General features: G+C 45.6%; 25 protein-coding genes. 3 read left to right on the top strand and 22 right to left on the bottom strand.

Annotation, left to right across the window (positions count from 1 at the left end; all coding sequences use genetic code 11):
• Nucleotides 1-173 precede the first annotated feature (173 nt).
• Genes PXH68_RS01740 through PXH68_RS01730 form a run of 3 tightly spaced genes read right to left on the bottom strand, consistent with a single transcriptional unit; the run spans nt 174 to nt 5,663 of the window.
• Nucleotides 174-5,246 carry a discoidin domain-containing protein gene (locus PXH68_RS01740; RefSeq protein ID WP_316715738.1) on the bottom strand — a complete coding sequence of 1,691 codons (5,073 nt, stop codon included), beginning with the start codon at nt 5,244-5,246 and terminating at the stop codon, nt 174-176.
• 45 nt (nt 5,247-5,291) lie between these two features.
• Nucleotides 5,292-5,495 (bottom strand): hypothetical protein, encoded by a 204-nt coding sequence (locus PXH68_RS01735; RefSeq protein ID WP_248027194.1) that lies wholly within the window; start codon nt 5,493-5,495, stop codon nt 5,292-5,294.
• Entirely contained in the window at nt 5,496-5,663 is a 168-nt protein-coding gene (locus PXH68_RS01730) for a YSIRK-type signal peptide-containing protein (protein ID WP_248027195.1), read from the bottom strand.
• Nucleotides 5,664-6,071: 408 nt separating this feature from the next.
• On the opposite strand from PXH68_RS01730, the gene serS reads away from it, so the two are divergent.
• Entirely contained in the window at nt 6,072-7,346 is a 1,275-nt protein-coding gene (serS, locus tag PXH68_RS01725) for a serine--tRNA ligase (protein ID WP_248027198.1), read from the top strand.
• Nucleotides 7,347-7,364: 18 nt separating this feature from the next.
• Nucleotides 7,365-7,580, top strand: a complete 216-nt coding sequence (locus PXH68_RS01720; RefSeq protein ID WP_205031373.1) for a PspC domain-containing protein — start codon at nt 7,365-7,367, stop codon at nt 7,578-7,580.
• A gap of 37 nt (nt 7,581-7,617) precedes the next feature.
• Here the strand turns inward: PXH68_RS01720 and PXH68_RS01715 are convergent, their stop codons facing one another.
• The 17 genes from PXH68_RS01715 to PXH68_RS01635 all read right to left on the bottom strand — a co-directional run bounded on the left by PXH68_RS01715 (nt 7,618) and on the right by PXH68_RS01635 (nt 21,214).
• A complete protein-coding gene (locus PXH68_RS01715; RefSeq protein WP_248027199.1) occupies nt 7,618-8,277 on the bottom strand; it encodes a CPBP family intramembrane glutamic endopeptidase in 660 nt (219 codons plus the stop codon).
• A gap of 128 nt (nt 8,278-8,405) precedes the next feature.
• On the bottom strand, nt 8,406-9,071 hold the full coding sequence (locus PXH68_RS01710) for a CPBP family intramembrane glutamic endopeptidase (protein ID WP_248027201.1): 666 nt from the start codon (nt 9,069-9,071) through the stop codon (nt 8,406-8,408).
• A gap of 10 nt (nt 9,072-9,081) precedes the next feature.
• The gene (locus PXH68_RS01705; RefSeq protein ID WP_248027203.1) at nt 9,082-9,543 is read right to left on the bottom strand and encodes a GNAT family N-acetyltransferase; all 462 of its coding nucleotides are present in this window, start codon (nt 9,541-9,543) and stop codon (nt 9,082-9,084) included.
• Between the two features lie 64 nt (nt 9,544-9,607).
• Nucleotides 9,608-10,381: an acetyl-CoA carboxylase carboxyl transferase subunit alpha gene (locus PXH68_RS01700; RefSeq protein ID WP_248027205.1), complete on the bottom strand. Its 774-nt coding sequence runs from the start codon at nt 10,379-10,381 to the stop codon at nt 9,608-9,610.
• Nucleotides 10,378-11,244 carry an acetyl-CoA carboxylase, carboxyltransferase subunit beta gene (gene accD, locus PXH68_RS01695; RefSeq protein ID WP_248027207.1) on the bottom strand — a complete coding sequence of 289 codons (867 nt, stop codon included), beginning with the start codon at nt 11,242-11,244 and terminating at the stop codon, nt 10,378-10,380. The genes PXH68_RS01700 and accD overlap by 4 nt, the downstream gene beginning before the upstream one ends.
• A gap of 14 nt (nt 11,245-11,258) precedes the next feature.
• Nucleotides 11,259-12,632: an acetyl-CoA carboxylase biotin carboxylase subunit gene (locus tag PXH68_RS01690; RefSeq protein ID WP_248027209.1), complete on the bottom strand. Its 1,374-nt coding sequence runs from the start codon at nt 12,630-12,632 to the stop codon at nt 11,259-11,261.
• A gap of 296 nt (nt 12,633-12,928) precedes the next feature.
• The gene (fabZ, locus tag PXH68_RS01685; RefSeq protein ID WP_014638565.1) at nt 12,929-13,351 is read right to left on the bottom strand and encodes a 3-hydroxyacyl-ACP dehydratase FabZ; all 423 of its coding nucleotides are present in this window, start codon (nt 13,349-13,351) and stop codon (nt 12,929-12,931) included.
• On the bottom strand, nt 13,348-13,824 hold the full coding sequence (gene accB / locus PXH68_RS01680; RefSeq protein WP_248027211.1) for an acetyl-CoA carboxylase biotin carboxyl carrier protein: 477 nt from the start codon (nt 13,822-13,824) through the stop codon (nt 13,348-13,350). The genes fabZ and accB overlap by 4 nt, the downstream gene beginning before the upstream one ends.
• Entirely contained in the window at nt 13,825-15,060 is a 1,236-nt protein-coding gene (gene fabF / locus PXH68_RS01675; RefSeq protein ID WP_248027213.1) for a beta-ketoacyl-ACP synthase II, read from the bottom strand.
• Nucleotides 15,061-15,073: 13 nt separating this feature from the next.
• Nucleotides 15,074-15,808, bottom strand: a complete 735-nt coding sequence (gene fabG, locus PXH68_RS01670) for a 3-oxoacyl-[acyl-carrier-protein] reductase (protein ID WP_248027215.1) — start codon at nt 15,806-15,808, stop codon at nt 15,074-15,076.
• Nucleotides 15,809-15,817: 9 nt separating this feature from the next.
• A complete protein-coding gene (gene fabD / locus PXH68_RS01665) occupies nt 15,818-16,738 on the bottom strand; it encodes an ACP S-malonyltransferase (RefSeq protein WP_248027217.1) in 921 nt (306 codons plus the stop codon).
• Nucleotide 16,739: 1 nt separating this feature from the next.
• Nucleotides 16,740-17,705, bottom strand: coding sequence for an enoyl-[acyl-carrier-protein] reductase FabK (gene fabK / locus PXH68_RS01660; RefSeq protein WP_172079636.1), 966 nt, complete (start codon nt 17,703-17,705; stop codon nt 16,740-16,742).
• Nucleotides 17,706-17,875: 170 nt separating this feature from the next.
• A complete protein-coding gene (locus tag PXH68_RS01655; protein WP_002938891.1) occupies nt 17,876-18,100 on the bottom strand; it encodes an acyl carrier protein in 225 nt (74 codons plus the stop codon).
• Nucleotides 18,101-18,158: 58 nt separating this feature from the next.
• Nucleotides 18,159-19,136, bottom strand: a complete 978-nt coding sequence (locus PXH68_RS01650) for a beta-ketoacyl-ACP synthase III (RefSeq protein ID WP_248027219.1) — start codon at nt 19,134-19,136, stop codon at nt 18,159-18,161.
• Nucleotides 19,133-19,567: a fatty acid biosynthesis transcriptional regulator FabT gene (fabT, locus tag PXH68_RS01645; protein WP_158455729.1), complete on the bottom strand. Its 435-nt coding sequence runs from the start codon at nt 19,565-19,567 to the stop codon at nt 19,133-19,135. Before fabT ends, PXH68_RS01650 begins: the two co-directional genes overlap by 4 nt.
• A 79-nt stretch (nt 19,568-19,646) precedes the next feature.
• Nucleotides 19,647-20,438: an enoyl-CoA hydratase gene (locus PXH68_RS01640; protein WP_248027221.1), complete on the bottom strand. Its 792-nt coding sequence runs from the start codon at nt 20,436-20,438 to the stop codon at nt 19,647-19,649.
• 134 nt (nt 20,439-20,572) lie between these two features.
• Entirely contained in the window at nt 20,573-21,214 is a 642-nt protein-coding gene (locus tag PXH68_RS01635) for an HAD family hydrolase (RefSeq protein WP_248027223.1), read from the bottom strand.
• A 132-nt stretch (nt 21,215-21,346) separates the two neighbouring features.
• On the opposite strand from PXH68_RS01635, the gene PXH68_RS01630 reads away from it, so the two are divergent.
• Nucleotides 21,347-22,699, top strand: a complete 1,353-nt coding sequence (locus tag PXH68_RS01630) for an aspartate kinase (protein ID WP_248027225.1) — start codon at nt 21,347-21,349, stop codon at nt 22,697-22,699.
• Nucleotides 22,700-22,728: 29 nt separating this feature from the next.
• Here the strand turns inward: PXH68_RS01630 and lacD are convergent, their stop codons facing one another.
• Together lacD and nagA are read right to left on the bottom strand one after the other, a co-directional pair.
• Complete coding sequence (lacD, locus tag PXH68_RS01625) at nt 22,729-23,730, bottom strand: tagatose-bisphosphate aldolase (protein ID WP_248027226.1); 1,002 nt, start codon at nt 23,728-23,730, stop codon at nt 22,729-22,731.
• Nucleotides 23,731-23,751: 21 nt separating this feature from the next.
• Nucleotides 23,752-24,897: an N-acetylglucosamine-6-phosphate deacetylase gene (nagA, locus tag PXH68_RS01620; protein WP_248027228.1), complete on the bottom strand. Its 1,146-nt coding sequence runs from the start codon at nt 24,895-24,897 to the stop codon at nt 23,752-23,754.
• Between the last annotated feature and the right edge of the window lie 132 nt (nt 24,898-25,029).

Here is a 25,029-nt window from a genome sequence, read left to right as displayed (position 1 = left end):
ATCGACAGGATAACCTCCTTTTGTTTTTACTCGCTCAACAATATATTAACATATGCGCAAGCCCTTTACAAGAAATTATACTCAAATGGATTTGTCTTTTTTATTAAAAACAACACAAAAAAAGGAGCAACACATTGTGCTCCTTTTCTTTGGCAAATTTCTACAAAACTCGCTTATTTTTCTTCTTTTCTACGAAGACGGGCTGCAGCTGCTAGACTAAGAACTCCTAGACTTGGAAGAAGGAATTCTGCCCCTGTACCAGTATTTGGCAAGGTCTTCTCAGCTTTTTTCTCTGCTAAACCACCTAAAGCAGAAAGAGGAGTGAGCGGCTTCTTGGATTCATCAGTAACTTTCATTTCTCCAGCTCTTGCCTCTGCAACTGTTATTGCATCTTTATAGACAATGCCGTATTCACTAAAGTGTTCTGCAACAAATTCAACTTCTCTATTAACAGAACCGTCTTCATTTCTAGTTTCAACTACTGTAAAGTCTAAAACTTCTTCTGATTCTGTATTTGGAAGATAAACCACTCGATCAACTTCTTTACCTTCATCAATCGGTAAGCGAACACGCGTCGGAAGAGTATTGTCAACGACTTCACCTGCTCCATTCACCAACTCGATATCAAATAGATCATAGTCAACCTTAGTAAGAACAACTGGGGTTGTAACAGCATCTGTCTCCTTGTGGCTAATGCGCAATGCTACAATGCCATCTACTTCTCCATCAGCAAGCTGAACGCTTACTTTTGTAGAAGGGTCAACCAAGACAACTGCTCGTGTAATGACATTTGTATCCCCCTTCGGTCCTTGAGCTCCTGTGTCTCCCTTGTCACCTTTTGGTCCCTGTGGGCCGACTGGGCCAGTATCACCTTGTGGACCTTGAGCTCCTGTATCACCTTTGTCACCTTTTGGTCCTTGGGGGCCAACTGGACCGGCCTCACCTTGGGGGCCTTGAGCTCCTGTATCGCCTTTGTCACCTTTTGGGCCTTGGGGGCCGGCTGGACCGACTTCACCTTGGGGGCCTTTGGCACCTGTATCGCCCTTGTCACCTTTTGGACCTTGAGCACCGGTGTCACCTTTGCTTCCTTTCGGTCCTTGTGGACCACGGGGACCTCTTGGACCGGCTGGACCTTGGTCTCCCTTATCGCCTTTCGGACCGGCTTCACCTTGGGGGCCGGTTGGACCGACTTCACCTTGGGGGCCGGCTGGGCCAACTTCACCTTGGGGGCCGGCTGGGCCAACTTCACCTTGGGGGCCGGCTGGGCCAACTTCACCTTGGGGGCCGGCTGGACCGACTTCGCCTTGGGAGCCGGCTGGGCCGACTTCGCCTTGGGGGCCGGCTGGGCCAACTTCACCTTGGGGGCCGGCTGGGCCAACTTCACCTTGTGGACCGGCTGGGCCAACTTCACCTTGTGGACCGGCTGGACCGACTTCGCCTTGTGGGCCGGCTGGACCGACTTCGCCTTGTGGGCCGGCTGGGCCAACCTCACCTTGTGGGCCGGCTGGGCCAACTTCACCTTGTGGGCCGGCCGGGCCGACTTCGCCTTGTGGGCCGGCTGGGCCGGCTGGACCGACTTCACCTTGTGGACCACGCGGACCGACTGGACCTTCATCTCCAGGATCGCCTTTTGGTCCTTGTGGACCAACTTCGCCTCGCTCACCTTGAGCACCTGCTTGACCTGGGTCTCCTTTATCTCCTTTCGGACCTTGCGGGCCAACTTCGCCTCGTTCGCCTTGGACACCTGCTTGACCTGGGTCTCCTTTGTCCCCTTTCGGCCCTTGTGGGCCGGCTTCGCCTCGCTCACCTTGGGCACCCGCTTGACCTGGGTCTCCTTTATCTCCTTTCGGTCCTTGTAGGCCAACCTCACCGCGTTCGCCCTGATCACCTTTTGGTCCTTTCAACCAAGATTGGACATCATTTTCATCAACATCGTCGTCGCTATCTTGGTCACCAATTGTCGTTACGAACCAATCGTAGAATCCACCAGGTATCACGTCGCCATGGACAGTTGTGTAAAGAACTGCGTAATGACTGAAGTGAGTAGCTTCAAATGTGACATAGCTTGTATCAGTTTCTTCTTCATACACCTGTTCGAATTCAACAGCTTCCAGTTCTCCACCCTCAGGTATGAAGACAACACGTGAAACGAGTTTATTAACATCTACTGGCAATTTGACAAGCGCAGAAAATTCACCATCAATGTGTTGTCCGTCCTCATCAATCAACTCAATGTCATAGACAACTGCATCTTTCCCATCCACAGCTTCTGGCAAGTCTTCCATCTGAGAAACCTGAATACCAACAGCTGCATCGGCACCAGTATTTACTGTTACAGAAATATTGGTTGTGTCATCCGTGAAGATTCGAGGGGAATCAGTAACTGGATCTTCAGTGATTGGTTCATCTGTAACCGGATTTTCAGTAACTGGATCTTCGGTGACCGGATCTTCAGTAACTGGGGCTTCGATAACTGGATCCTCTGTAACCGGATCTTCAGTAACTGGGGCTTCGATGACTGGATCTTCAGTAACTGGATTTTCAGTGACTGGTTCCTCTGTAACTGGATCCTCTGTAACCGGATCTTCAGTAACTGGATCCTCTGTAACTGGGTCTTCAGTGACTGGGTCTTCGGTAACCGGATCTTCAGTGACTGGATCCTCTGTAACCGGATCTTCGGTGACTGGTTCCTCAGCGACCGGATTTTCAGTGATCGGATCCTCTGTAACTGGATCTTCGGTGATCGGATCTTCAGTGATTGGTTCCTCTGTAACCGGATCTTCAGTAACTGGATCCTCTGTAACTGGGTCTTCAGTGATTGGTTCCTCTGTAACCGGATCTTCGGTGACTGGATCCTCTGTAACTGGATCTTCGGTGATTGGATCTTCAGTAACCGGATCTTCAGTAACCGGATCTTCAGTAATTGGATCTTCAGTAATTGGATCTTCGGTGACTGGGTCTTCGGTGACTGGATCTTCGGTGATTGGATCTTCAGCAACTGGATCTTCAGTAACCGGATCTTCAGTAACCGGATCTTCAGTAATTGGATCTTCGGTGACTGGGTCCTCAGCAACTGGATCTTCGGTAACAGGTTTTTCTAGTGGCGCCGCTTGATAAAACTTAACTTCTCGAACTGTTAGGAATTGATTCGTTCTATTCCCAGCATTATCTAACGCTTCGATAAATGTCAATTCAACACTATCAACCTGGCTGCCATTTAATTCCAAATTACTCAGAGTTGCTGAACGATGAATCGATGAAACGATTTCTTCTTGTACAACTTGACCCTGGAATTTCGTTACAACTTTATACTCTGCAATTGAGCCTTGACGATCTGGACGAGTATAAACTGTAATTCCACTTAAAGCCTTGGGTTCCGTTAAAGTAAAGGTCACTTTTTGTCCCAATCGTTTTTGATGCGAACCTGGACCCCACTTCAATTCAGTTCCGTTTGAATAGCTTCCATCAATCACTCTCTCAACACCGTAGCCAGACTGGAAAGCTGTTGGATCTTCTGCTTGTACTTGAATGTGAGAACGTTCAACTTGAGTTCCACGAATACCTGAATCTTTCTTGAAGAAACTTATACCTTTTACGGTCAAGTCACCCGGTGTCACTTGACCACTTGCATTGACTGCTTGTTTAAAGGTTACTGTAACTTTTTTAATACCACTGAAGCTTCCTAAAGAATATGATGCAGTTGGAGTTTCTTTCGCAACTGTAACATCTTGCTTTTCTCCAATTACCTGGTCATTCTCACCGTATACAGTAACTGAAAATTGGGTCAAAGTACCGTTGTTATTGAGACGTTTGTAAATTTCCAGTTTTTCAAGATCTTGAAGTTCTGTAAACGTAAAATGAACGGATTGAGGCATCCGTTTACTGCCTCCCCAGAGCATTTCTGTCAAAACCGTATTATCTGCACCAGATGATCCGTCTCCAATATCTCTATTCGTTAAATTCTGAACTCCACGAGGCCAATCATTCGTATTTTGCCATGCAGTTGAATCTCCCGCTGTCACTTGGATAAACTCTTTAGACAATTCAATTAAGGCATGTTCACCTAATACGTACAACGGATCTTCGGTAACTGAGTTTTCAGTAATTGGGGCTTCGGTAACAGGTCCTTCAGTGATTGGATCTTCAGTGACTGGATCCTCTGTAACTGGATCCTCTGTAACTGGAGCTTCGGTGATTGGAGACTCAATCTTAGTACCTGTTAGGTAAACTTCTGCAATCGCTACGATTTTATTATAATTTGCAGTTCCATTCCAATGGTAAGTATTTGTTGCAACAATTCTAAACTTTTGCGCTTCTACAGGTGTAAATGTAACTGTTTTAGTATCATGTGAGCCTCCGAATACAAATTCATTCTGTGGGGTTCCTCCGACAATAGAAACTCTAGTCCAATTCCCTTCTGAATTTAGATACTCAATATACCCACTAATCAAATCTCCCGTATAATGAACTCGGTAATTGTCTCCATCCTGACGTGGTGTAATATCAATACTGTTAACACGCGCCACTTCAGTCAGACCAACTGTTAAAGCTTGAGGAGCAGTTCTATTCCAATACTCAGATGTATCTGCACTTGCCCAAAGCGTTCTTTTATCACCGTCAGTTGCAAATGAAGCATTGCGGCCTCCGCCATCCGTCGCATTATATGATGGCGCCTCTGTCAAAGACGGATCCAAATAAACTACACTTTCCTGAGGAACTTGTTTCTCGGCATATGGCATGAACTCAGCAGCTGAAACTACCTTATTTTCTTGAGCAGGATCCAAATGTTTCGTCTCTAATGCAACTAGTCGCACATAGAGAGCTTCCACGGGTTCAATCTCAATATACTTCGGTAATCTATTCACATCCAACGTGAATGTATGGGCTGCTCCATCAACTCGACCACTCGTCAGGCCATCTCTAATCCGAGTAACACCAGTTGGAATTGCATCCTCCCAGCGCTCTTTGTCTAGGCTATATTGAATTTTTCCTTTTACAACGTTACCAACCGCAGTATCACTTTCAGATCTTGGTGAATATAAGACTTTACTAATCGTTCCAGGTTCAAGCAATTTCACAGTCAACATTTGTCGTGCAGACTCTTGATTAATTTGTGAATGGTTTGAACTCCAAAATGTTGAAGAATTATTATCAATAACATTTGAAGCATTCACTCCAGACTCACTCGTTTGAGTCGAAGTTACCTCAACAAATGATTGATCCACTGCAACCCTTACTCGCACCATCGGTTGAGTTATTTCTGTGAGGTCACTAGCCTCCTCCCCTCTCACTTATCCCCCTACTTGAGGTGTTACTTGTGGTGCAGCTTGCTCTTCTTCGCCCAGGTCAATTTCTGTTTCATGGTGGTCAGCTTGATTGGTTGGAGATGGAGTTGGGGTTAAGGCAGGCACTATCGGTTGTGTTGTTGAAGGAGCTACTGCTAAAGGCTCTTCTTCCCCATCAATAACAATTCCATCTTCTGCAGTTGGCTGCACCTAAACGGTGTTTGGTCCTGCCTCCGCTACTTCTGAGTTTGCCAAAACTGTTGGAGCTTGTAGCATACCTGCTAGGAAGACACCAACAACTACTGAACCAACGCCCCAATTTCGCTTACGTATCGAATAATGATACAGTTTTTGATAATTTTTATCTTGTCTATTCATATGTTCCTCCGTTTTCATTTCAAAGATAAAAGTTATTACCAATTGTTATAGTTGTTTTAACCTCCTCTTCTACGTTATTTACATATCTTTCTATGATAATTTCAACAATATATTAACATATAATGATAGCGCTTGTAAGAGGGATTTTTTATAGTTTTAAAAAATTTTTTACTTTCGTTTACAAGTCAGTACATTTAGGGTATAATCTAAGAAACGGATAAGTAATATCAGGCGTTTTTCAGAAAGTCTGCGGTCGCTGTGAGCAGATAAACAAGGGATATGAAATTCTACCGTTGTATATAAAAATGACATACTTAAAGTGCACAGAATGTGAAGCTGGATGGAACCGCGGTAAATATCGCTCCAGCATCTCTCATTCTGTATTTTTTTATTCTAAAGGAGACATCTATGCTAGATATCAAACGTATTCGTACAGATTTTGACGGAGTGGCTGCCAAATTAGCTACTCGTGGTGTGGCTGCCGAAACATTGGCAAACATCAAGGAATTGGATGCAAAACGCCGTGAAATCTTGGTTACTGTAGAAGAATTAAAAGCAGAGCGCAACACCGTTTCTGCGGAGATTGCCCAAGCAAAACGCAACAAGGAAAATGCGGACGACAAGATTGCTGCCATGCAAAAATTGTCTGCCGATGTAAAAAACTTGGATGCTGAACTCTTGGAAATTGATGAAAAACTAAATGCCATCCTTGCAGTTCTTCCAAATACGCCGCACGATTCTGTCCCTGTTGGTGCAGATGAAGAAGAAAACGTGGAGGTTCGTCGTTGGGGAACACCTCGTGAATTCACTTTCGAGCCAAAAGCTCACTGGGATTTGGGCGAAGACCTCGATATTCTGGACTGGGAACGTGGCGCAAAAGTAACTGGTGCCCGCTTCCTCTTCTACAAGAACTTGGGTGCCCGCTTAGAACGCGCCCTCTACAACTTCATGTTGGACGAGCATATCGCAGAAGGCTACCAAGAAATCATCACACCTTACATGGTCAACCATGACTCTATGTTCGGTACTGGTCAATATCCTAAGTTCAAGGAAGATACTTTTGAGTTGGCAGATACCAACTTCGTCCTCATCCCAACTGCGGAAGTCCCATTGACTAACTACTACCGCAACGAGATTTTGGAAGAAAAAGACCTGCCAATCTACTTCACAGCCATGAGCCCATCTTTCCGTTCTGAAGCTGGTTCTGCTGGTCGTGACACCCGTGGTCTGATCCGCCTTCACCAATTCCACAAGGTTGAAATGGTCAAATTTGCCACACCAGAACAATCTTATGATGAATTGGAAAAAATGACAGCAAACGCAGAGAATATTCTCCAAAAACTAGGCTTGCCTTACCGCGTTTTGGCCCTCTGTACAGGCGATACGGGCTTCTCAGCTGCTAAGACCTATGACTTGGAAGTCTGGATTCCTGCCCAAAATGCCTACCGTGAAATCTCAAGCTGTTCAAACACAGAAGATTTCCAAGCCCGTCGTGCCCAAATCCGCTACCGCGATGCTGCTGACGGCAAGGTTAAATTGCTCCATACCCTCAACGGTTCAGGTCTAGCTGTTGGTCGTACCGTGGCAGCCATTCTTGAAAACTACCAAAATGAAGACGGCTCTGTCACTATCCCAGAAGTTCTCCGTCCATACATGGGTGGGGCGGAAGTTATCAAACCTTAGCATTAGGAGGACAAGAGTATGAAAAAGAAATTGTACAAAGATAAAAGTCGCAAGGAACTTTCTGGTGTCATCGCTGGCCTTTATGATTATTTTGATCTCTATGGAAACTATGGCTGGAAGCTGGAAAATGTTCGATGGGTTATTGTCATCTTAGCAATTGTGACCAATTTACCCTTTTTAACCACCTATATCATCTTAGCCCTACTCTTACCCGACAAATCCGAAATCAGCTAAAACATGCAAAAAGCGACTCCTTCTAGGAGTCGCTTTTTTATAGATAATAGAAAATAGTTGCGATTAGATTGTTTACCAAGTGCACTGCAATCGGGTAAATCAAATAGCCTGTTTTATGATAGAGAGTTGACAAAATAATACCACTCCCCGCATAAATCAACCATGAACCGATATCCGTTGGTCCATGAAGCAATCCAAAAAGAAGGCTTGAGGCGATAATACCAAACACAACATAGGAACCAAATAACTTTTTGAAAAAATATCCCCGCAAGATGACTTCTTCTCCAACTGCCGGTAGTAGAGCAGTGGTCAGGGTTGCTAGCCAAAACGGGACCCCTTTCAAGGATTCCATAATCAAGGTCTCATTGGCAGTTGTTTCTGCTCCTTGTAGCTCCAATAAAAACAAACCAAACATATCCATCAACTGCATAACTGCAAAGGCTAGGATGACGAGGGCAAGTCCATCCCAAGAAAGAATCTTGGAATCCCAGACGGGAAGGCTATTTTTTTCAGCTCGCCACCAGAAAAAGACCACAATTCCCACTGTCGCAAGCCCTGTAAGCAGCAGAAAAACCTGCGATTTGGATTGCTCCAGGATCAAATCTGGGATGACAAAAATCAATAAAAAACCAAAAGCTCTCAAGATAACCCAAATCTTTCTGCCTATCCATTCCATACCTTGACTTATTTTTTTCACTCTTTTCTCCTATTCTTTTTCATATGGTTTAAGCCCCGTCCTCTCCTTCAGGCTTTTTTGTTTTCTTTATGACCAACTCGCCTAATCTCTTACCTATTTCGAGTACCACCTTGCTCCGCTAATTCCGTCTAAAAATAGTAAAATGCCACCACCGACCAGGCATTATTGATAAAATGCACTGCTATAGGATAGATGAGGTAATCTGTCTTGTAGTAGAGATAAGCCATTAAAAATCCTGGGCTGGCATAAATGATCCAAGATCCCAAATCTGTCGGTCCATGTAAGAAGGCAAAAATCAAACCAGATACTACAATTCCTAACATCTTGTGCTTTTCAAATAACTTTTTGAACAGATAGCCTCTGACAATGATCTCCTCGGTAATGGCTGCCTGACAGGCTATTCTGACAAAGGCTAACCAAAAAGGAATCGTTTGTAACAGCTTTTCAATGCCAATCTGATTACCGGTATCTTCAATCCCTTGAAGGTCCATGATAGTATGCCCTAAGGCAGTAGAAAGACTGGTGAACAGTAAGGTCAGTGCAACCAGTCCAAGTCCCTTCCAATTCAGGAATTTTCTATCCCAAATGGCTAGCCCTTTCCTTTCTGCCAACCAACACATAAAGACCATAATAGCAATAGAAAATAGGCCGGCAGTCCATTGAGCGACTGACGAGGTGGATTTTTGCAATATGAAAGTTGGAATGAGTTCAAGAAGCAATAATAGAAAGGCCTGCAATAAAATCCAGATTTTCCTACAAATCCATTCCAATCGTTGACTGAATGTTTCTAACATTTCCAACCTCCTATCCTAGCCACTTCTCCATATAGACCATATCCATGCCTTCTTGTTCAGGTTCGGTTTTGATAGCCTTGTAACCGAGTTTTTCGTAGAAAGCAACTAATCTGGGTTCCTGTAAGACGGTACAGAGTACCAAACGCTTAACCGTTGGATAAAGTTGTTCTAACTCTAACATGGCCTTGTGACCAAAGCCTTTTCCTCTGTGGTCTGGATCAATGCCAATCAGACCCAGCCAGCCCTGGTCTGCATCTTCAGCGACCGTTGTTCGTACCAGTCCGACTGTATGACCCTCTTCGACAATCTTATAGTAGCTGCAATTTGGTCGTACAAAGCGTGATTGGAAATAGTCCATGCTTTCAATGGCAGGGTTGTATTGGTCCTGATAGGTTTCATATAAAGCTGCAAAGGCTCGGTGTTGAATAGGCAATAATTCTTCTGCGTTTGATAGTTCTGCTTTTACTAACATGGAAAAACTCCTGAAAACTATTTTATCCATTGTATCAAATCTAGCGAAAAAATACTAGGTCTTCCTAGTATTTTCTAAAGCGTTGATAGCGGTTTTCGAGTAACTCATCAAGTGGCAAGGCTTGTAATTGAGCCAACTGGCTGACCAGGTTTTCCTTGAGGTCAGCCAAGACTTCCTTAGTCGCTCTGCCATTTTCCAAAACAACCCGATCGACCACTTGGAGCTTCTCCAACTCGTAAGAAGTGATCTTCATGAGTTCTGCCGCTTCCATGGCCCGACTGCCGTCTTTCCAGAGGATAGAGGCGAAACCTTCAGGGCTGAGGACGGCGTACATGGAGTTTTCCAGCATCCAGACCTGATCTGCGACTGCTAGGGCAAGGGCTCCACCAGAACCTCCCTCGCCGATGATAATGGCGATAATAGGCACCTTGAGGTCGCTCATCTCCATGAGGTTGCGGGCAATGGCCTCGCCCTGTCCACGCTCCTCTGCACCGACGCCTGGATAAGCTCCTGCAGTATTAATAAATGTGACAACTGGGCGACCAAACTTCTCCGCCTGCTTCATGAGGCGAAGGGCCTTGCGGTAGCCTTCTGGGTGAGGCTGACCAAAGTTGCGTTTAAGGTTGTCCTGAAGATTCTTCCCTTTTTGGATACCGATAACTGTCACTGGCTGACCTGCTAGAAAGCCGATACCACCCACAACTGCTCCGTCATCGCGGAAATTCCGATCGCCGTGCAATTCGATAAAGTCATCAAAAATCTGTGTGGCATAGTCCAAGGTCGTCAGGCGAGCCTGGTCACGTGCCAAACGGATCATACGTGCTACATCACTGGTCATCTGACACCTCCATGCATTCTCAACAAGCGACTAATGGTCGTTGGCAAGTCCTGGCGTTTGACAATGGCATCGACAAAGCCGTGTTCTTGTAAAAATTCAGCCTTCTGGAAATCGTCTGGCAGATTTTCACGTACAGTTGATTCAATAACCCGTCGGCCTGCAAAGCCAACCAAAGTCTGTGGCTCAGCCAGGATAATATCGCCTTCCATAGCAAAACTAGCCGTCACACCTCCTGTTGTCGGGTCTGTCAAGACCGTCAGGTAAAAGAGGCCAGCATTGGAATGGCGTTTCACAGCTGCCGAAATCTTAGCCATTTGCATCAGGCTCATAATGCCTTCCTGCATCCGAGCACCGCCAGATGCGGTAAAAAGGACGACTGGCAGTTGCTCTTCAGTAGCCAGTTCAAAGAGGCGGGTGATTTTCTCACCGACCACCGTTCCCATTGAAGCCATGATAAAGTGAGAATCCATGATTCCAAGGGCAACTGGTTGTCCTCCGATTGTCGCCTTTCCTGTCAAAACAGCCTCGTCCAAACCTGTCTTTTGACGGGTGGCTGCCAATTTTTCTAGATAATTAGGGAAGTCCAAGGGATTTTTTGTTTCAATCCCTGTAAATAATTCCTCGAACGAGCCTTCATCCACTGTCAATGCCAAGCGTTCCTGGGCTGTAATTCGAAAATTATAGGAACAATGTTGACAGGTTTTCTCTAATCCCAAATCCTTTTTGTAGAGGATTTCCTTACAAGCTGGGCATTTGGAAAAGAGTTCATCTGGCACCTCTGGCTTTGCTTGAGGTGCTGACTCTATCCGCGAACGATTGGGGTTGATGCGGATATATTTGTCCTTTTTGCGAAACAAAGCCATAGCATTCTCCTAGTTTACTTTTTTAATTCTTCCTGATAGCGGGGTAAAAATTCTTCCATGAGGTAGGCGGTGTCGTAATCACCAGCCACCACTCGCTTGTCGGAAATCAAGTCCAGCTGAAAGTCGGTATTGGTCATCACTCCGTCAATTTCCAATTCGTAGAGGGCTCGCTGCATCTTCATCAGGGCTTCAAAGCGATTTTCCCCATGCACGATAACCTTGGCAATCATAGAATCATAGTAAGGCGGAATAGTGTAGCCCGGATAAACTGCCGAATCCACACGCAAACCAACGCCACCGCTTGGCAGATAGAGATTGGAAATCTTACCTGGACTTGGGGCGAAGTTGAAGGCTGGATTTTCAGCATTGATCCGGCATTCAATAGCATGACCTGTAATCTTCACATCTTCTTGACGGACGCTGAGTTCCTGACCAGCCGCGATCTTGATTTGCTCCTTGACAATATCCACACCGGTGACAAACTCGGTAACTGGATGTTCCACCTGCACCCGTGTGTTCATTTCCATGAAGTAAAATTCGCCCTTGGCTTCATCCAATAGGAACTCAATGGTTCCTGCATTTTCATAGCCAACTGACTGGGCAGCCCGCACTGCTGCTTGACCGATACGATCCCGCATGGTCTGGCCGATAGCAATCGACGGAGCTTCTTCCAAGACCTTCTGGTTGTTGCGTTGAAGGGAACAGTCCCGTTCTCCCAGATGGATGACATGACCATTTTGGTCTGCCAAAATCTGTACTTCAATGTGGCGGGCTGGATAGACGACACGCTCCATATACATGGCACCGTTGCCAAAAGCTGCCTTGGCTTCGCTGGAAGCTGATTCAAAGGCAGGCACTAGGTCTTCGGCTTTTTCCACCTTACGAATCCCCTTACCGCCACCACCAGCCGATGCCTTGAGCATGACAGGGTAGCCAATCTTTTCAGCGATTTCAAGGGCTTCTTGGCTTGTTAAGACTTCACCGTCTGATCCTGGAATAACAGGCACTTGAGCCTTAATCATCTCTGCCCGAGCATTGATTTTATCACCCATGGTATCCATGACCGTCCCAGAAGGACCGATGAACTTGATACCAACCTCTTCACAGAGGGTGGCGAATTTGGAGTTTTCACTCAAAAATCCAAAGCCAGGATGAATAGCCTGGGCACCTGTCACAACAGCTGCCGAGATGACCGCCTGCATATTGAGATAGGAATCTGTCGAACGGGCTGGACCGATACAGACAGCCTCATCTGCCAACATAGTGTGGAGGGCTTCCTTGTCAGCCTCTGAATAGACAGCCACCGTCGCAATCCCCAACTCCCTGGCCGCACGAATAATCCGCACCGCAATCTCACCACGATTGGCAATCAAAATCTTCTCAAACATGATGAATCCTATCTCCTTTTTAACATAGAATAATTGTTATAACAATCTCAAGGTGAGAATATTAAATAATGGTTATCAACAGCAGTTCTTCATTTTACTTTTTGTGCTTGCTCCAAAGGTTTGGGAAACCTTTGGAGATTGAAAATGAGACGAATAAAATTCGTATCAATTGTTGTAGACAGTACTTGGGTACGGCAAAACGAGTTCAAATAATGATGAAATTATTTGAAGTTGGAAATAAGGAAACGAAGTTTCCTCGTTCGTCGACGCAATAAAAGATAAAATGGAGAACTGATTTAGTTTCCAATAGCAAAAGTCAACACCCCCGACGCAGCCAGTTTTCCGTCCACCTCTGCCTTTGCCTCAACGACTGCAATGGTTCCACGGCGTTTGACAAATTTAGCAGTCATGATCAACTGGTCACCAGGTACAACTTGCTTCTTAAATTTAACCTTATCCATGCCGGCATAAAAGACCAGCTTGCCCTTATTTTCTTCCTTGGACAACTCCAAGACACCTGCGGTTTGTGCCAAAGCCTCCATGATGAGAACACCTGGCATAACAGGATAATCTGGGAAATGCCCGTTGAAGAAGGGCTCGTTAATGGTCACATTTTTGAGGGCGACAATCTCATCTTCCGATACTTCAAGGACACGATCGACCAAGAGCATAGGGTAGCGATGAGGAAGCGCCTCTTTAATTTTCAAAATATCGATCATTTGATGCGTATCAATCCTTGTCCAAATTCTACAACGTCCTGGTTAGCCACCAAAATCTCTGTGACCACACCGTCACGGTCAGCAGGCACTTCGTTCATGACCTTCATGGCTTCGATAATCATGAGAGTCTGCCCTTTTTTGACCGTATCGCCAACTGCTACAAAGGCTGGCTTGTCAGGGGCTGGTGACAAATAAGCCACGCCGACCAAGGGACTTTCCACTACCGTACCTTCTGCCACAGAGCTTGCACCTGCTTCTACTGGAGCTGGCTCACTGGTTTCAACTGCTGGCACAGGGGATGGGCTTGCAGGAGCTACTGGAACAAGCGGAGCTTCGACCGCTGGACTCGGAACCGCTGTCGCCTGCTGATTTTTACTGAAATGCAAGGTTTCCCCAGCATTGCTATATGAAAATTCTCGCAAACTTGACTGGTCAAACTGACTCATCAAGTCCTTTATTTCTGTAATATTCACTTAAGCCTCCCAACGTTTGAAAGCAATTACCGAGTTGTGACCTCCAAAGCCAAATGTATTTGAAATGGCATGGCGGATTTCCATATCACGCCCCTGTCCATAAATGACATCTGCTTCAATATCTTCAGATAATTCTGTCGTACCAGCTGTCTTTGGTGCGTAAGAATGACGCATAGCCTCAATGACTGCTGCCGCCTCAACTGCACCCGCTGCCCCCAACAAGTGCCCTGTAAAGGACTTGGTGGAAGAAACTGGCGTGTTCTTGCCGAAAACGGATACAATAGCTTGGCTTTCCCCTTTTTCATTAGCCGGTGTCGAAGTACCATGGGCATTGATGTAGTCAATATCAGCTGGCTCTAAACCTGCTTCTGAAATGGCCAACTTCATGGCCTTAATAGCACCCTGACCTTCTGGATGTGGAGAAGTCATGTGGTGGGCATCACAGGTATTCCCATAACCAACGATTTCAGCCAAAATCGTCGCTCCACGCGCCTCTGCGTGTTCCAAACTTTCCAATACTAAAACCGCGGAACCCTCTCCCATGACAAAACCATTGCGGTCCTTGTCAAATGGAATAGACGCACGTTCTGGATCCTCAGTAGTCGACATAGCTGTCAAAGCTTGGAAACCACCGATTGCAAATGGAGTAATGGCTGCTTCTGCTCCACCTGCCAACATGACATCTTGGAAGCCAAACTTGATTTCACGGAAGGCTTCACCCAAGGCATCATTTGACGAAGCACAGGCTGTGATGACACACTTGCAGACACCATTAGCACCGACCTGCATGGCAATATTTCCAGCCGCCATGTTTGGCAAGGCTTTTGGAAGGGCCATAGGACGAATGCGTTTTGGTCCTTTTTCGTTCATGCGAGCAACCTGCTCCTCGATTTCCAAAATTCCACCGATACCCGTTGACAAGATAACACCGAAACGGTCACTGTCAACGGCTTCTGTATCAAGATTAGCATTGGCTACTGCCTCACGAGCTGCATAGAGAGCATAGAGGGAGTAGTTATCATAGCGGTTGGTATCTTTTTTAACGAAGTATTTGTCAAAAGGAAAATCCTTGATTTCCGCAGCATTATGGACTGAGTATTCACTGGTATCAAACTTGGTAATCTTTCCGATCCCAATCTTACCATTGACCAGGCTATCCCAGAATTCCTCTGGCGTATTACCAATTGGCGATGTCAGACCATAGCCTGTTACTACTACACGATTTAATTTTGTCATTTTCAAACCTCTCTTACTGCATGGTCAAGCCGCCGTCAACCGCAATCACCTGACCTGTCAGATATTCTTGCTTGGCAAGGAATACAGCAACATCGGCTACTTCTTCCGTCAAACCGAAGCGTTTCATAGGAATTTGTGCAGTCATAGCTTCTTTAATCTTGTCAGATAAAACATCTGTCATATCAGACTGGATAAAGCCCGGCGCAATCGCATTGACACGGACATTTCGCCCTGCGACTTCACGAGCAATGGATTTTGTAAAACCAATGACACCTGCCTTAGAAGCAGCATAATTAGCCTGACCGGCATTTCCAGTCAAACCGACCACACTGGAAAGGTTGATAATAGCCCCTTCACGCGCCTTGGTCATAGGTTTCAAAACAGCCTGGGTCATGTTAAAGGTACCTGTTAAATTGATACTCAAAACGCTCTCGAAATCCTCTTCCGTCATTCGCAGAGCCATGCCGTCTTTGGTAATTCCTGCATTGTTGACCAAGATATCGACGCTACCAAGAGCCTCAACCGCCTCAGCCACCATCCGTTTGGCATCTGCCGAACTGGAAATATCACCTGAAATGGCCACTACTTTGACACCGTAATCTGCAAAGCTATCCAGTAAGTCCTGCCCCAGCTGACCACGACCATTTAGTACCACATTGGCACCAAGGCTAGCAAACTTATGGGCAATGGCCAAGCCGATTCCACGACTTGAACCCGTCACAAACACATTTTTATTGGTAAGTTCCATAATTTCTCCTTATTGGCTAGTCAACAAGCCTTCTAGACTTGCCACATCTTCTACTGTCACCACCTCGGCTGTCTTATCGATTTTCTTGACAAATCCTGATAAGACTTTGCCTGGACCGATTTCAATAAAGTTAGTCACACCAGCTTCCTGCATGGTTGCGATTGACTCATAGAAACGAACTGGTTCCATCACTTGACGGGGCAAGAGGGACTTGATGTCCTCTTTTTTCATAACCTTGGCTTCCGTATTACCGACCAACTCTACTTGGAAGTCCGCAAATTCCACCTGCTCCAAGGCCTGAGCCAATTGCTCCGACGCTGGTCTCAGGAGAGCCGTGTGGAAAGGACCTGATACATTGAGCGGAATCATCCGTTTGACACCAGCTTCCTTCAGCAATTCAACCGCCTCATCCACTGCAGCCACCTCGCCTCCGATGACGATTTGGGCTGGTGTGTTGTAGTTGGCTGGGGAAACAATCCCAGAGGTAACAGTCGAACAGATTTCTTCAATCAAGTTGACATCTGTGTTGAGAACAGCAACCATCTTACCAGTCCCTGCTGGCGCAGCCGTTTCCATATATTCACCACGCTTAGCAATCAGGGCAATCGCATCTTCAAAGGCCAAAGCTCCCGATGCTACCAGAGCTGAATATTCTCCCAAGGATAGACCAGCTACCATATCAGGTTGTACTCCCTCTTCTTCCAGCAGTCGAAAAATAGCCACAGAAGTGGTCAAAATAGCAGGTTGGGTATAGCGAGTCTGATGTAATTTATCCTCTTGATTGTCAATTAGGTCGCGAATGTTATACCCCAGAATCTGACTAGCCTGGTCAAACGTTTCTCTAACTATCGGGTAATATTCGTAAAGGTCGCGGGCCATCCCCACTGTCTGAGACCCTTGACCTGCAAAAAGAAAAGCTGTTTTTGTCATCTTATTCTCCAACAGATGCCCAGCGATTCGCCTCTTCGCGAATCACCTTGGCAGCACCAAAATATAAATCTTTCAAAATTTCTTCACAGGTTTCTTCCTTAGTCACCAAGCCAGCAATCTGACCTGCCATAACCGAACCATTGACCACATCACCATCTACAACGGCATTGCGGAGGGCACCTGCACCCAGTTCTTCAATGGATTCTGCTGAAATTTTTCCAGCTAGGAAGTCTTTTTCTGCAGCTGCATAGGCTGTCGAAAGCTTGTTCTTAATCGCACGCACCGAGTGACCTACAACGGAGGCAGAAACAGTCGTGTCAATATCCTTGGCCTTGAGGACCTTTTCCTTGTAGGCTGGGTGGGCATTTGACTCCTTGGCAACAACAAAACGCGTCCCCACTTGGATGGCTTCTGCCCCTAGCATAAAGGCTGCGGCAGCACCAGCACCGTCTGCGATACCACCTGCTGCGATCACAGGAATAGATATGGCATCAACAACCTGACGAACCAAGGTCATAGTTGTCAATTTACCGATGTGACCACCGGCTTCCATCCCTTCAGCGATGACGGCATCAACCCCTAATTTTTCCATGCGTTTAGCAAGGGCTACACTCGGTACAACAGGAATAACTGTAATCCCTGCAGCATGGAGACGCTCCATATACTTCCCTGGATTTCCTGCTCCTGTGGTGACAACTTTCACACCTTCTTCGATGACCAAGTCAACAATGTCATCCGCAAAAGGAGACAAAAGCATGATATTAACACCGAAAGGTTTGTCCGTGATAGATTTAACCTTGTCAATATTTGCCTTGACCACCTCTTTGGGAGCATTTCCTCCACCGATAATGCCTAAACCACCAGCATTTGAAACCGCACCAGCCAAGTCACCGTCAGCCACCCAAGCCATACCACCTTGAAAAATTGGATACTTAATATCGAGCAATTCTGTTATTTTCGTCTTCATAATTCCCTCATCTGTTTTTCTTGCTTACCTAATTATTTGAATATCAAATCATTAGGTAAACAAGTGAAGGGTTGCCCCCTCACTCAAAATATACTTTGATATTTCAATGTTTTGAATATCAAAGTATTTTACTTAAGAAAAATGCTAAATAGCACTTTTCTATCGAAATCTTATTTTGTTTTTTCTTCAACGTACGCAACCAAATCGCCTACAGTTGTCAAACCTTCTTCAGTGTCGATTTGGATGTCAAATGCATCTTCGATTTCAGAGATAACTTGGAAAAGATCCAATGAATCTGCATCCAAATCTTCAAAGGTTGTTGTAAGGGTTACTTCTTCAGCATCCTTACCCAATTCTTCAACGATGATTTCTTGTACTTTTTCAAATACTGCCATGATAGTGCTCCTTTTTGATAAAAAAATTTTTAAAATCTTGCCTAAGGCAAGGAATTAACTAAAGTTTCAGTAGTAGCGTTCCCCAAGTCAGGCCGCCACCAAAGCCTGCCAACACAACCGTTTGGCTACCATCCAAGCGCAAGCTGCCTGCTTCCACACATTCTGATAAAAGAATGGGAATGCTGGCTGCGCTGGTATTGCCATAGTGCATCATATTGGCTGGAAATTTCTCAATACCAATACCTAGCTTGCGTGCCATCTTATCCAAAATCCGACTATTTGCCTGATGAAGCAGGAAGTAATCCACCTCATCACCAGTCAGACCCTGACTGTCTAACAGCTCTGCAATGGTCTTGGTCACGTCGCGAACAGCAAACTCAAAAATCGCTCGACCATCCATCTGCAAGTAAGGTTGGTTGCTCCCTTCTTTTGAAAAGGGAGAGTGCAAACCTGTTTGACCAGAGGTCAAACCTAGACCACGACTGCCATCCGTTCGGTTGATTTCTGCTAGAAAGTGTTGCTCAGGACTGGCCTCCAACAAAACCCCACCAGCACCATCTCCAAACAAGACTGCCGTTCCACGATCTGTCCAGTCAAGAGTCTTGGACAAGACCTCTGCTCCAATCACGATTCCCTTTTGGTAGATACCAGAGGAGATCAGTTTGTCGGCGGTGGACAGGGCGAAAACGAAGCCCGAACAAGCTGCCACCAGGTCATAGGCAAAAGCTTTCTTGGCACCGATTGCCGCCTGGACCCGAGCTGCCGTTGACGGCATGGCTGAATCTGGTGTAATAGTTGCGATGATGATAAAATCAATTTCATCAGCAGCCACACCCGACTTGTCTAGCAAGGATTTGGCAACCTGACTAGCTAAATCGCTGGTATTTTCATCTACAACAATCCGTCTTTGACGAATACCCGTCCGCGAAGCAATCCAGTCGTCGCTGGTATCCATGATCTGTGCTAAATCATCATTGCTCACAAGCTGTTCAGGAACATAGTGGGCAACCTGACTGATTTTAGCGAAGGTTCTCATTTCAAATCCTCCAAGAAATTATAGAGTTTGTAGAGCCCTTTTTTCATTACTTGGTATTCTGCCTCGTCCATCCCATCTGTAATCTGCTTGACCATTTCATTATGGAAACGTTGGTGCAAGCGATAGACCAGACGACCCTTCTTGGTCAGATAGAGATGAACCACCCGTCTGTCCTTGGTAGAGCGCACGCGTTCGATATAGCCCTTTCTCTCCAAGTTGTTGAGACTGGTTGTCACCGTTCCAAGTGTCACCATCAAAGCCCGAGCAATATCACTCGGTGTCGCTCCCTTCTTATCACCAATTTCATCAATGGTGTGCATTTCCTTTATGGAAATGTCGTTGAAACGACTCTTTCGGAGGCTATTCTCCTGAATGACCAGGACATTATTAAAAATTGCCGTTAGATATTCATTGATTTTTGGATCTTCCAAAATCAGCCTCCTTTACTTTGATAGCCAAAGTATACTCCAGAATAATTTGATTGTCAAATATTTTTTCAGAACATGCTAATTATTTTCCTTTGAAAACGGGTCTTCTCCGCTCTGCATGTGCACGTACACCTTCTTTGAAGTCTTCTTTGAAGGCCAACCTTTCCTGCAATTGTAACTCCAATCGGCGATAAGATTCCCAGCCCTTGAACTGACTCTCCCAGACCAGTTGCTTAATCGCCATGTAGGAATTGATGGAACCACGCATGAGCTTCTTAAGGATCTGTTGGACCGTTTTTTCCAACTTTTCTGGCTCAACCAGTTTATAAATAATGCCGTATTCTAAAGCTTTCTCCGCAGACAAACCTTCTCCCGTCATGGCCAAGCGACTTGCCCTATTGGCACCAATTGCACGACTGAGCAAGAAAATACCACCCGCATCTGGCGCCAACCCGACGCCAACAAAGGCCTGGATGAATTTTGTTTTAGTCGAAGAAATCACAAAGTCTGCAGCAACTGCCATATTGGCTGCTGCGCCAGCTACTGCTCCATCGGTGACCATAATGACAACCTTTGGTAGTTGCTTGAGAGCGAAGGAGATGTCATTAACCAGCTCTGCTATGCGCACAAGAGAAGGAATATCGTCCTCATCCACCGCTCGCTTCATCTCCACCAAATCTCCTCCGACAGAGAAGATTGAACCCGCTGCTTCAATTTTTAGAAACTGCACCTGATCATTTTGAGCGGTCTCCTCAATAGCAGCCAGCATCTCTTCGCACATGGGAATATTAAAGCCGTTTGCCACATCAGGACGGTTAAGGGTTAGGGTCGCAAGACCTTCTGTCACCTGATAGCGAATCGTTGAATAAGGCATGATTTCCTCCTATACTGATCTCCTAAAAAACTTTGAACATCAAACTATAAAGTTAAATTTATCCTATTCTACCATACTTTTGACAGGTGATTGGCTTTCAAACCAAAAAAACTGTCACATCCGAAAAAAAGAGCCTAAGCTCTTTTCATGTATTCTTTCAATTGACTCAGACTTTCAATCTTTCGATCTGCCTGACTTTGGTCCAATCCAATCTGCTTGTCCTCAATCGCCCAAACTTGTAATCCAGCTGCCTTTCCTGCCTGAATACCCTTTGGACTGTCTTCAACAACCAAAAGTTCAGCTTTTGAAAATCCAAGTGCTGTCGCAGCTTTTTCATAGACCTCTGGATCGGGTTTACCTGCCTTGCAGTCCATCCCTGAAAATACAGCCGTAAAGTAGGACGCCAGACCACTCTCTGACAAGGCTCGGTCAATATCCTGTCGATCCGTGTTTGAGGCAAGCGCCAGTTTGATTCCCTCTTCTGTCAACCAATGCAAGACTGCTTGAGCATCTGAAAACACAAGGCGATCATAAGGAACTGGATGTTGATCCTTGTAAGTCCGATACTCCTTCTCGAGTTCAGCAACATCCCACTGATCAAACTGTTCTCCCAAAATCAGCTGCCAAACTTGATGAACCCGGCCTCCGACAAAAATAGCTGGTTCCAAGTGAGCAACTGACAAGCCCTTGGTTGCCAAAAAATCTACCCGACGTTGGTAGTAATATGGTTCTGTATCAAACAGAACACCGTCCATATCAAAAATAATGCCCTTCATTCCTTCCTCCAATCCAGACTACATTGTACCATATTTTTGTCCCAGACCCGTTAATAGGAAGTTTTCAAAAAGGATTACTGACAAGATACCCTCTTTTTGCTATAATAAAAAAAATAAGATTGAGGAGTAGAGATGAAAGTTACAAAATTTGGGGGGAGCTCCCTCGCTTCTGCAAGCCAATTAGAAAAAGTATTTAACATTGTCCAGGCGGATCCTGAACGACGCTTTGTCGTAGTTTCAGCACCTGGTAAGCGGGATGCTGCTGATACAAAGGTAACAGATGCCCTGATTCAATACTACAAACGTTACATCAAGGGGGACGATGTTACTGCTAGTCAGGACTGGATTATTGACCGTTACCAGGCAATGGTGGACGAATTGGGCTTCACTGCCAAGAGCATGAAAAAGATTGCTCAAAGCATCAAAGACCTTGCAACCCTTCCAATTGAAAACAACGATTTCCTCTATGATAGCTTTCTGGCCGCTGGCGAAGATAACAATGCCAAGTTAATCGCTGAATACTTCACCTACCGTGGCTTACCAGCCCGCTACGTCCATCCTAAAAAAGCCGGTATCATCGTTTCTTCTGAACCTGGAAATGCCCGTATCTTGCCTTCTAGCTATGACAAGATTGAAGAATTGCGAGAAGCAGATGAGGTCTTGGTTATCCCTGGTTTCTTCGGTGTGACCATCGACAATCAAATCTGTACCTTTTCCCGTGGTGGCTCTGACATCACTGGTTCGATTGTTGCTGCTGGTGTTAAGGCAGACCTCTATGAAAACTTCACGGATGTTGACGGCATTTTTGCTGCCCACCCTGGCATCATTAAGAACCCACATTCAATCAAGGAATTGACCTATCGTGAAATGCGGGAATTGGCTTACGCTGGCTTCTCCGTCCTCCATGACGAAGCCTTGCTACCAGCCTATCGCGGCCGTATTCCTCTGGTTATTAAGAATACCAACAACCCAGACCATCCAGGTACACAGATTGTCTTGGAACACAGCAGCGAAACTCTACCAGTCGTCGGAATTGCGGCAGATGATGATTTTGTAAGCATCAACATGTCCAAATATTTGATGAACCGAGAAGTTGGATTTGGCCGCAAGGTCCTTCAAATCTTGGAAGACTTGAACATCCGCTTTGAACACATGCCAACTGGTATCGATGATTTATCCATCGTACTCCGTGAGCGTGAATTGACTCCGATTAAGGAAGAAGAAATCCTCCGTCAATTGAAGACAAAATTGGAAGTGGATAAGGCTGAAATCGAGCACGGTCTATCCATCATCATGATTGTCGGCGAGAACATGAAGAGCCATGTAGGGGTAACAGCTACTGCAACCGCTGCTCTCTCTCAACAAAATGTCAACTTGGCCATGATTTCACAAGGTGCCAGCGAAGTTTCAGTCATGTTCGTTGTCAAAACCGAAGAAAAAGAAAAGGCCCTCAAGGCCCTTTACCAAGCATTCTTTGCAGAATAAAAAGTTTGAGGAAAACTCCTCAAACTTTTTTATTTAACTTCCACTTTTTCTGTCCAAGGACGAGCAGTTGTTGCTAGAACTTCGTTGAGTTCTTCTACGTTGCGACGACCTTGGTCTGCCAACCAAGCTTTAGCTGCTTCTTCACCCTCGCTTGCAAAGATAGCTACTGCATCCTTCCAAGTTGCACGTCCACAAAGAACACCGTTAAAGCTTGAACCTGCTTCTTTAGCAAAGACAAGGGTTTCTTGGAAGAGTTTGGCAGATACACCCGCACTCAAATAGATGAATGGCAAGTGGGTGCTTTCTGTTTGCTCTTTGAAGAAGGCCTTGGCTTCCTCAACTGTATAGACTGGCTCTTCATCTGTGTAGCCTTCTACAAAGTTCATGTTAACTGGTACTTCTACCTTAAGCACATCTGCATTGTAGCGTGGCTTACTGAATTCACGCATGGCACCATTGACCTTGTGTGGTTTGAGGGCTGCGTATTCGCGAGATGTTACATCCATGTCGCTGGCATCGTAGGTCAAGATTTCAACGAAGTACGGAATATCTTCTGCGATACACTCGCTACCAATACGTTCTACCCAAGCATGCTTAATATCATTGATTTCTGGCTTGTCATCTACATCATAGTAAAGCAAGATTTTTACGGCATCTGCACCCAATTCTTTGATGCGTTTTGCTGACCAGTTTGGCAAAAGGTCTGGCAAACGACCTGGTGTGGAAGCATCGTAACCTGTTTTTTCATAAGCAGCGATGAATCCACAGTCTGCATGGCGCAATTCTGAAGCTGGCACACCATACTCAGCATCCAAAAGGATGGAGCTTGCGTAAGGGGTCAAATCGCTTGAAATGACTTTCTTGAAATCAATCAAAATGTCATCTCCAAATTCGCCACCACCTGCTGCCGCAGCCAACAGGCGTTTCAATGCACCACGTTGGTCAATAGCCAAGGCTGCAATGACTTGGTCGCTGTTTGACAAGCGGGTCATGTGGTCAAATTTAGCCTGAGAAAGTTGTAATTTTGTCATTCTTTTCCTCCTAAGGATTTTTTAACCGAATCGTTTCACTCCATCGAGGTAGGTAGCTTGCAAACGTCCTGCATCATCTACGACGATAAAGTCTGCTGCCCGTCCTTCTGCAATCTGACCACAAACATGGTCGATGTTGACAGAACGAGCTGGTGCCAAAGATGCCATTCGAAGGGCATCAGGCAGGGAAACCAACCCCCATTCAACCACATGCTGAACAGCTTGGATCAATTCGAGGATTGATCCTGCCAAGCTTCCATTGTGCTTGAGGCGGGCTGTGCCGTCTTTTACAACGACTTCAAATTCTCCAAGTCGAGAATCACCTTCACCCATTCCCCCAGCTCGCATACAGTCTGTGATCAATACTGTTTCTTCTGCGCCACGCGCTTTAATAACGACTTCTGCTGCTGCTGGATGAACATGGTGACCATCACAAATCATTTCTGCATAAACATTTTTTAAATTCAGGGCTGCGCCAACCATTCCTGGCTCACGATGATGTAGCCCACTCATACCATTGTAAACATGGACAAAAATATTTGCACCAGCCTTTACAGCCGCTTCTGCTTGCGCATAGGTCGCATCACTATGAGCGAGAGCTGTATGAATGGCCTTGCTGTTGGCAAATTCGATAAATTCTGTCACGCCTTCTCTTTCTGGCGCAATGGCAATTTTATTAACCAAGCCCTTGGAGAGCTGGTGCCATTTGTCCAATTTCTCAATAGATGGATCGCTCATATACTTGGGATTTTGAGCTCCCTTGTATTTTTCTGTAAAGAAGGGACCTTCTAAGAAAATTCCCTGAATCTTGGCACCTGTTTCCTGACCTGCATAGGTTCCGATTGTTTTACAGACTGCATCTAAATTTTCTGTGGAATCTGTCAGGGTTGTTGGAAGCCAAGAGGTCACCCCACAAGACAAGAGTCCCTCTGAAATCACCTTAATTCCTTCGAAATCATTGTCCATGACATCGTGAGATGCATAGCCATGAATATGGGTGTCCACCAAACCTGGTGCCAGATGATAGTCGGAATAATCGATGATATCCCCTTCTGGTTTTTCTGTCAGAATCTGTCCAAAGGTACCTGCTTCTGTTAATTCTAGATAGGCATTTTCTACTTCTGAATCTGACAAGATGACTGATTTTGCATGAATATACTGCTCCATGCCATCCCTCCTTTTATCAATATATTATATTGGACAACTGGTTATATCCACCTGTTTCTATTGTAATCTCATTGCTGGATTCTGTCAAGCTATTTCCTTATAAGATGTGAAATCCCTAGACAAGGGCTAGGG

The sequence above is a fragment of the Streptococcus sp. 29896 genome, from assembly GCF_032594915.1.
Lineage (GTDB): Bacteria > Bacillota > Bacilli > Lactobacillales > Streptococcaceae > Streptococcus > Streptococcus suivaginalis.
Note: the sequence above shows the minus strand (reverse complement) of the source record. Positions and strands in the feature narration are given on the sequence as shown.